Annotated in this window: 7 protein-coding genes; 2 read left to right on the top strand and 5 right to left on the bottom strand. The window is 73.1% G+C overall.

Translation table 11 applies throughout. From position 1 onward, the window contains the following. Window positions 1-88 precede the first annotated feature (88 nt). On the top strand, window positions 89-712 hold the full coding sequence (locus GTW43_RS11510) for a TetR/AcrR family transcriptional regulator (RefSeq protein WP_161301560.1): 624 nt from the start codon (window positions 89-91) through the stop codon (window positions 710-712). A 55-nt stretch (window positions 713-767) separates the two neighbouring features. Here the strand turns inward: GTW43_RS11510 and GTW43_RS11505 are convergent, their stop codons facing one another. The 5 genes from GTW43_RS11505 to GTW43_RS11485 all read right to left on the bottom strand — a co-directional run bounded on the left by GTW43_RS11505 (window position 768) and on the right by GTW43_RS11485 (window position 6,447). Next, window positions 768-1,553 (bottom strand): class I SAM-dependent methyltransferase, encoded by a 786-nt coding sequence (locus GTW43_RS11505; RefSeq protein ID WP_237536532.1) that lies wholly within the window; start codon window positions 1,551-1,553, stop codon window positions 768-770. Window positions 1,554-1,986: 433 nt separating this feature from the next. After that, window positions 1,987-2,718, bottom strand: a complete 732-nt coding sequence (locus tag GTW43_RS11500) for an SDR family oxidoreductase (RefSeq protein WP_161301558.1) — start codon at window positions 2,716-2,718, stop codon at window positions 1,987-1,989. Window positions 2,719-2,864: 146 nt separating this feature from the next. After that, window positions 2,865-3,977, bottom strand: coding sequence for an FAD-dependent oxidoreductase (locus tag GTW43_RS11495; protein ID WP_161301557.1), 1,113 nt, complete (start codon window positions 3,975-3,977; stop codon window positions 2,865-2,867). A 115-nt stretch (window positions 3,978-4,092) separates the two neighbouring features. Next, on the bottom strand, window positions 4,093-5,214 hold the full coding sequence (locus GTW43_RS11490) for an NAD(P)/FAD-dependent oxidoreductase (protein WP_161301556.1): 1,122 nt from the start codon (window positions 5,212-5,214) through the stop codon (window positions 4,093-4,095). Window positions 5,215-5,397: 183 nt separating this feature from the next. Beyond that, window positions 5,398-6,447, bottom strand: a complete 1,050-nt coding sequence (locus GTW43_RS11485; RefSeq protein ID WP_202501335.1) for a saccharopine dehydrogenase NADP-binding domain-containing protein — start codon at window positions 6,445-6,447, stop codon at window positions 5,398-5,400. Between the two features lie 128 nt (window positions 6,448-6,575). On the opposite strand from GTW43_RS11485, the gene GTW43_RS11480 reads away from it, so the two are divergent. Next, window positions 6,576-7,511 (top strand): helix-turn-helix domain-containing protein, encoded by a 936-nt coding sequence (locus tag GTW43_RS11480; RefSeq protein ID WP_161301555.1) that lies wholly within the window; start codon window positions 6,576-6,578, stop codon window positions 7,509-7,511. Window positions 7,512-7,562 lie beyond the last annotated feature (51 nt).

The following is a 7,562-nucleotide window of genomic DNA, read 5'->3' as shown; positions in this document are numbered from 1 at the left end:
ATTCAGGCTGGCGGATGCAAGATGGACACGCGTTCCGTTCGCTCCACCACGACAGAGGCGCGCTCCTCGGAAGTGAGAGGCCGGCCCCGTGCCCGATCCCGCCAGCGGCAGCAGCCCGGCGGCGCCCCCGCGCCCCCGGCCGAGACGTTCGGACGCCGAGGGCAATCGCGCGCGCATCATCGACGTCGCCCGCGGAGCCTTCACCGACGACCCCGATGCGCCCCTGCACTCCATCGCCAAGGCCGCCGGTGTGGGCCAGGGGACCATGTACCGCCACTTCCCCAGCCGGGACGCGCTGCTCCTCACCGTCTACCGGACCGACGTCGAAGCGCTGGTCGCCGACGCCCGGCACCTGCTCGCGGAGCACGAGCAGGAGCCGCTGGAGGCGTTGCGCCACTGGCTGACCCGGCTCGCCGGCTACGGCCGGAGCCGCTGCGGCGCGTCCCGGGCCGTGGAGGCGGCGACCCGCACGGGCCTCCCGCACGAGGCGCCCCCACCGGTCACCGCGGCCCTGGATCCGATCCTGACCGCCTGCGAGGAGGCCCGGCAGGTGCGGCCCGGCGTCCAGGCACCCGAGGTGCTGCTGCTCGTGTCGTTCCTGTGGAGGGCCGGAGGCGGTCCGGACGGTCAGGGCCGTACCGACCGGCTGCTCGGCATCGTGATCGACGGGCTGCGCGGGCCCCGGTCACCGGGGACACCGCCGGGCACGTGAGCGGAGGGGAAGCCGGCGCCCAGGGGCGTGGGCGCCGGCTCGCTTGCGTGCGCGCTCAGCCGGCGGCGGGCTGGCGGGTCGCCCTCAGCAGAACGAGGGAGCCGCGGTACGCGGGGCGGCTGCGCAGGTGCCCGAAGGCCTCGTCCCACGCTCCGGAGCCCAGAGCGCGCCGCAGCGAGATGTCGAAGGCCTGCCGGGCGCGGTCGTCGATGAAGCTCCAGGCGGAACAGGCCTGGCGGGCCGCGGGGTCGAGGAGCATCTCGGGGCGTCCGTAGTACGCCTCGTTGAAGCCGTCGGTGCAGTCCAGCGGGATGGGGACGGGCTCGACGGTCACGGTGCCGCCGAGAGCTTCGGTGAGCGTGGCGAGGTGCGGGTAGCGGCGGGCTTCGGTGTCGAGCACGTCGGGCGCGTAGTCGTAGAGCCAGAAGTCCCGTACGAGGGTGGGGTCGCAGGTGAGGATGACGACGGGGCCGCGCGTGACGCGTCGCATCTCGCGCAGCCCGGCGGCGGTGTCGGACCACTGGTGGACGCTGAAGAGGGCCATGGCCGCGTCGAACCGGCCGTCGTCGAACGGGAGGTGCTCGGCGACCGCGTCGATGGCCGTCGCCAGTTGCGCCGGGCGCTGCGCCCGCATGGCCAGCGACGGTTCGACCGCGGTGATGCTGTGGCCGGAGCTCTCGTAGGAGCCGGTGCCTGCGCCGACGTTCAGCACGGTGTCGGCGTCGCCGAGCGACCGGGCGATCACGCGGGCGATGCGGGCGTCGGGGCGACGGAAGGAGGAGTAACCGGAGCCGATGGCGCCGTAGTCGACGTCACCGGCGCTGCCGTCGTGAGTACGCATGACCATGGAAGACCTCGCCTTGTGGGCCGCGACCTGACCGGAGCGGTGGCCGCCACCCCGAACAACACACCCATCTTGCATCTGCGAGGCCACAAACCCAAGAGGGCTTGCTCATGCTTGGCCGATCACCCATATCGACCGGCACATGCGACCCTGTTCCGTTTGTAGGTTACGTCGGCGGCCACCGGCTCCGCGCCGGTCGACGCGGGCCGACGCCGACGGCGTGGGCGACGGCGCCTGTTCGGACTCGTCCGTGTTTCCGGGTGTCGGAACCACGGCATCACCGGTCGGTCGGTACTACTGTGGGGCGAGGGCCTGGTGCCGCATCCCCCGTCGGCGCCAGGCCCTTCCGCGTGCCCACGGCCTTCCGGTGCGCATCTCGCGGCGCGCGGGCTCCGGGCGAGCGCGTCTCGACGGCCCCGGTCCCGTAGCCCTACATGCCCCCGGCGACGCGCAGCACCGCGCCGGTCGCGTACCCGGCGTCGGCGGACAGCAGCCAGGAGACCGCACCGGCGATCTCCTCGGGCTGCCCGGCCCGGCCCATCGGTACGTTGAGCGCGACCTTGGCCGGCCGCTCCGGGTCCTCGTGGAAGTCCGTCCAGATGGTGCCGGGCGCCACGCAGTTGACGCGGATGCCGTCCGCGGCGACCTCCTTGGAGAGGCCCACGGTCATCGCGTCGACGGCCGCCTTGGCCGCGGCGTAGTGCACGTACTGGCCGGGGCTGCCGAGCGTCGCGGCCGCCGAGGAGATGTTGACGACGGCGCCGCCGCCGGTCCGCGTCATCTCCCGCACGGCACGCCGCGCGCACAGCAGGTAGCCGAGCACGTTGACCTCCAGAGCCCGGCGCATGCCCTCGGCGTCGGCATCGGCCAGCCGGCCGTTGGGTCCGCTGACTCCGGCGTTGTTGACCAGGCCGGTGACGGGGCCGAGCTGCTGCGTCGCCGCGTCGAACAGCTGGTCGACGCTGCTCTCGTCGGCCGTGTCGACCCGGACGGCCAGGCAGCGACGGCCCGCGGCGCGCACGGTCTCGGCGACCTTCTCCGCGGCGGCGTCGTCCGACCGGTACCCCAGGACGATGTCGTGGCCGTCCTCGGCGAGCCGTGCGCAGACGGCGGCCCCGATGCCGCGGCTACCGCCCGTGACGACAGTGATCGGCTGGTGCATGACGAGGCCTCCGGGGGGGTCGGGAACCGCACGGTTCAAATGATCGATCATCCTACCCAGCGGCCTCTCCACGCCGGTCGGCGCTCCCCGCCCCGGCAGGACTCACCGTCACATATCGTCACGCGTCACCCGTCACCCATCACGCGTCACGGCGTGAAACGCTCCGGGCGGAAGTCCGCCAGCATCTCGTCCCGCCGCTGCCCGCTCACGATCTCCTCGGCGAGCAGCCTGCCGATGACGGGACCCAGCGTGATCCCGCTGTGTGCGACCGCCTCGTAGTAGCCCGGCACGGAGGCCACGGACCCCACCGAGGGGAATCCGTCCCCGGGGATGGGGCGGTTGGACACCCTGGTCCGCATGATGCGCGCCGTGCCGAGGTCGGGTACGACCTGGCGGGCCAAGTCGTGGAGCAGGCGGGCGAGTTCCTGCGGATCCTCCTCCGTGTCGATGCGTGCGTCGACCTCTCGGCTGTGGAGCACGACCGACGAGCCTCCGTCGGGGCGGATCTCGATGTGCGGGGCGTGCATGGCGCGGCGCACCGGCACCCGCGGGCAGTCGAGCCGTGTGACAGCGCCGGGCTCCCTGCGCATCGGCAGATCCCGTCCGACGAGTCCGGCGACGCGGGAGGCGCTGGGGCCCGCCGCGTTGACGACTGCGTCGACGTCGAGCCGGCTCCCGTCGGACAGCACGACGGTCGCGACGGATCCGTCCGCATGGGTGCCGATCTCCCGGACCGCGGTGTCGAAGCGGTGTGTGGCGCCCGCGGCGACAGACAGGTCCACCAGGCGGCGCACGAGGTGGCGTCCGTGCACCCATGCCTCCCCGGGGAAGAACACGACCGGAACCTCGTCCGGCACGGCGACGGACGGCTCGAGCCGGCGGCGCACCTCGGCGCCGGTGCACACCTCTACCCCGTAGTCCCGCTCAGCCAACAGCTCGGCCGTCGCGAGGAGTTCGGCCCCGGCCTTCGGATCGTCCGCCCAGCGCAGGTGGCCCGTGGGGTGCCACCATGCGTCCGGCCCGATGGTGCGGGCGAGATCCTGGTACGCGGTCATGCCCGCCACGTTCAGGTCGAAGTAGGACCTGCGCGCGGTCTTGTTGCTGGCATTGACCCAGGAGAAGGACCAGTTGGTGACGCCTTCGCCCGGCTGCCCCGCCTCGACGAGGACCACGTCGGCGCCGCGCCGCGCCAGGTTCCATCCCACACTGGATCCGAGGACGCCCGCCCCGATGACAGCAATGCGCTCAGGCCGCTTCATGGTCGCGATCCTCGCACAGCGCCCCTCCCCGGGGCATCGGGAATTTATGGCGCAGAGGTCCCCGCCCGCCTCACCTCGAGGCACGCGTCCTCGGCCATGCGCGCGCACCGATCTACTACTGGGTGAGCATCTCCAGCATGTGCTGCGCCGTGTTCTTCTCCGAGTCGATGCCGTGGACCTCGGCTCCGTCGTAGGTGACCGCTTCGGCGCTGCGCGCGAACAGCGCCTGTTCGTAGGCCGCGAGAGCCGCCTCGGTGCCGTCGCCGTGCGAGGCGAGCGCCTTGCCGAGTTCCGCTCCGTCGAGCAGGGCGAGGTTGGCTCCCTCTCCGTTCGGCGCCGCGAGGTGAGCCGCGTCGCCGAGCAGGGTCACTCCCGGCACCCGGGACCAGCGATGCTCGGGCGGGAGCGCGAAGTGGGGGCGCAGCACCGGCGCGGTGTCGCTGTCCGAGATCAGCGCGGTGAGTTCCGGAGCCCAGCCCTCGAACTCCGCCACGATCCGGGTGGCTGCCGACGCCGGGTCACCGAAGTCGATCGCGTCGAACCAGGCGAGCGGCCGGGACAGGGCGATGTAGGCGTGGAGCGTGTCCCCGGACTCGCGGTGCGCGAAGATCTCCTTGCCCGGCGAGGGCGCGATCATCGACCCGCCGCCCACGGTCTGTGCGCACGTGGTGTGCCGCGTGTCCGCGTCGTGGAGATAGGTCTCCACGAAGGAGGTCCCGACGTACGCGGGTTGCGCGCCGGAGAGCAGGGGGCGGATGCGGGACCACGCACCGTCGGCGCCCACGAGGACGCTCGTCTCGACCGTGCCGCCGTCGGCGAACGTCACTTCGTGGCGGCCGTCACCGAGGGCACGCGCGCCGTCGGCCTTGCGCCCCCAGCGGACGGTGCCGGCGCGCAGCGAGTCGAGCAGTGCCTGCCGCAGCGCGCCGCGCTGGATCTCGGGCCGCCCGCCCGTGCCGTCGTCGGCCGTCTCGTGCAGGACGGATCCGTCCCGGTCCACCAGCCGCATCGTCTCGCGGCCCTCGACGACGAGGGAACGGAACGCGTCGAGCAGCCCGGCGTCTCGCAGCGCCGCCTGCCCGTTGTCCTCATGGATGTCGAGCATGCCGCCCTGGGCGCGGGACGTGGCATCGCTCTCCGCCTCGTAGACCGTGACCGGGATCCCGTGGATCTGCAGGACGCGGGCCAGGGTCAGTCCGCCGAGTCCGGCACCGATGATCGTGACAGGAGTACGCACAGTGGCTCCTCGGGGTAGGGACCGCCCCGCTCACCGCGGCGGCCGCTCCCCGAAAGGTGTCAATGCCGTCCTACAACCCACCGACAGCGCACCGATGAGCGCCGACAGGCGACCGACACTCCTCCGCCTCGCGGGTCGCCCGGACGGGTTCCGGCGCCTGTCGCACGCGTCGCCTTCGCCGGGTCAGGCGCCCTGCGACCGGCCGAGGTCGAGGTCGAGATCGAGGTACGGGGACAGTGCGTGCAGGAAGTCCGGCGCGTCGAAGATCTCGCCCGCGGAGGCGACACCGGTGCACCGCGTGCGGCCGGTCAGGACGCGTTCGAGGGCCTCGACGACCAGGGGCGCCGTGACCGCGTAGATGTCCTGCCCGCGAGCCGTCGCGCGGCGCTCGCGCCCGCCCGAGCGGACGACGGCGTCGACCAGGAAGGTCTGGTCGGAGCGCCCGTGCGGGTCGGTGGCGGCCGGCGCCGGTGTGTGGGGCGCGGCGACGTCCCGCACCGCTTCGACGGTCATGTACGTCGTGACGTCCGGGACGGACAGGTGGTGGGCGACGGTGACGACATCCGCCATCGTGAACTCCCCGATGACCTCCCGCGGCCCCGTCGGGTGCGGGAAGGTCCAGGTCAGCGTGGGCGCGGCATCGGTGCGTCGCTCCCACTGCCCGGCGCGGTAGCGCAGCCGGACGTCGTCGCCACGGCGCTCGCGGGACACGGCGCCCGACAGCCGTGTCCCGGCGGTGGGGTGCCAGCTGCTCAGCGCGTAGGCGATGTGGACCTCGTCGGCCTGCGGCCAGTCGCCCATCGCGGCGGTGGCCAGCAGGTCGCCGAGGCCGCCGAAGAAGGCCATCGCCGGGACGATCACCGTTCCCGCCTCATGTGCCCGCTCGCGGTGGTGGGCGAACGTGTCGAGATTCGCCTCGAGTTCGGCGGCCACGTCCAAGTACGGGATCTTCGCGCGCAGGGCGGCGTCGATCAGGGGGCCGGTGGTCGTCGCGAAGGGGCCGGCGCAGTTGATGACGGCCACCGCCCCCGCCAGGGCCCGGTCCAGCGAGTCCGCGTCCTCGACCGTTGCCACCCGGGGCTCGAGTCCGAGGTCGTGCGCCAGTTCGCGCAGGGCCTGCGCGTGGCGCCCGGACGGTACAGGGACGTACCCGCGCGCGGCCAGCTCCGCGACCACGAACCTCCCGGTGTGCCCGTACGCGCCGAACACGGCAACCAGCTTCTGCGACGCCATGAGACGTACCCCCTGTAGGTGAGATGCCGCGGCGCTGTCGTCGATCCGCGGCCCGACCCCCACATCCTGGCTGCCGGCCGGCGCCCCGCACGAGCGTCGGAAACGACATGACGCGTACAGTTTCGGACATGCCCAGCGTCGCACTGGCCGTCACGGACGGCATGCTCCCCTACGAACTGTCCGTCGCCCTCGAGGTCTTCGGGACCGATCTGACCCACCTGGTGGACCCCTGGTACGACTTCGCGCTGTGCGGGGACGGTCCGGTGCAGGTCGGCCGCTTCCGCCTCGACCCGGACCACGGGCTCGACCGTCTCGCGCACGCCGACACCGTGATCGTGCCCGGCTGGGCCGACACGGACCGCGAGCCGCCCGCCGCACTGGTCCGTGCCGTACGCGCGGCGCACACCGCCGGTGCGCGCGTGGCCTCCCTGTGCACGGGCGCCTTCGTCCTGGGCGCGGCCGGGCTGCTCGACGGGCGGCGCGCCACCACGCACTGGGCCCACACCCGGAAGCTGGCCCGGCGCCACCCCGCGGCCACGGTCGATCCGGACGTCCTGTACGTGGACAACGGCGACGTCCTCACCTCCGCGGGCAAGGCCGCCGCGATGGACCTGTGCCTGCATCTGGTGCGGCTCGATCACGGCTCGGCCGACGCCAACAAGGTGGCCCGCCGGCTGGTCGTGCCGCCCCACCGCGACGGCGGCCAGGCCCAGTTCATCTCCACGCCGCTGCCCGCACCGGGCAACCATCCCCTCGCCGAGCTGTTTCCCTGGGCGCTGGAACGCATCGGCCGGCCCCTCACCGTGGAGGACCTGGCCCGTCAGGCCGGCATGAGTTCACGTCACCTCGCCCGGCACTTCAAGGAGCTCACCGGGACGACACCGCTGCAGTGGCTGCACAGCCAGCGCATCCGCCACGCGCAGGAGCTCCTGGAGACCACCGACGCCACCGTCGACACCATCGCCGCGGCGACCGGCATGGGCACCGCCACGACCCTGCGCCGGCACTTCCACCGCAGCGTCGGCGTCCCGCCCGACGCCTACCGGCGCACCTTCCGTCCTTGAGGACGGCGCGGCGGCGAGGGTTCCTCGCAGCGCCGTTCGCGATCAGGGCAG

The organism is Streptomyces sp. SID5785, from assembly GCF_009870065.1.
Lineage (GTDB): Bacteria > Actinomycetota > Actinomycetes > Streptomycetales > Streptomycetaceae > Streptomyces.
This window is presented reverse-complemented; position numbering and strand designations above follow the sequence as displayed.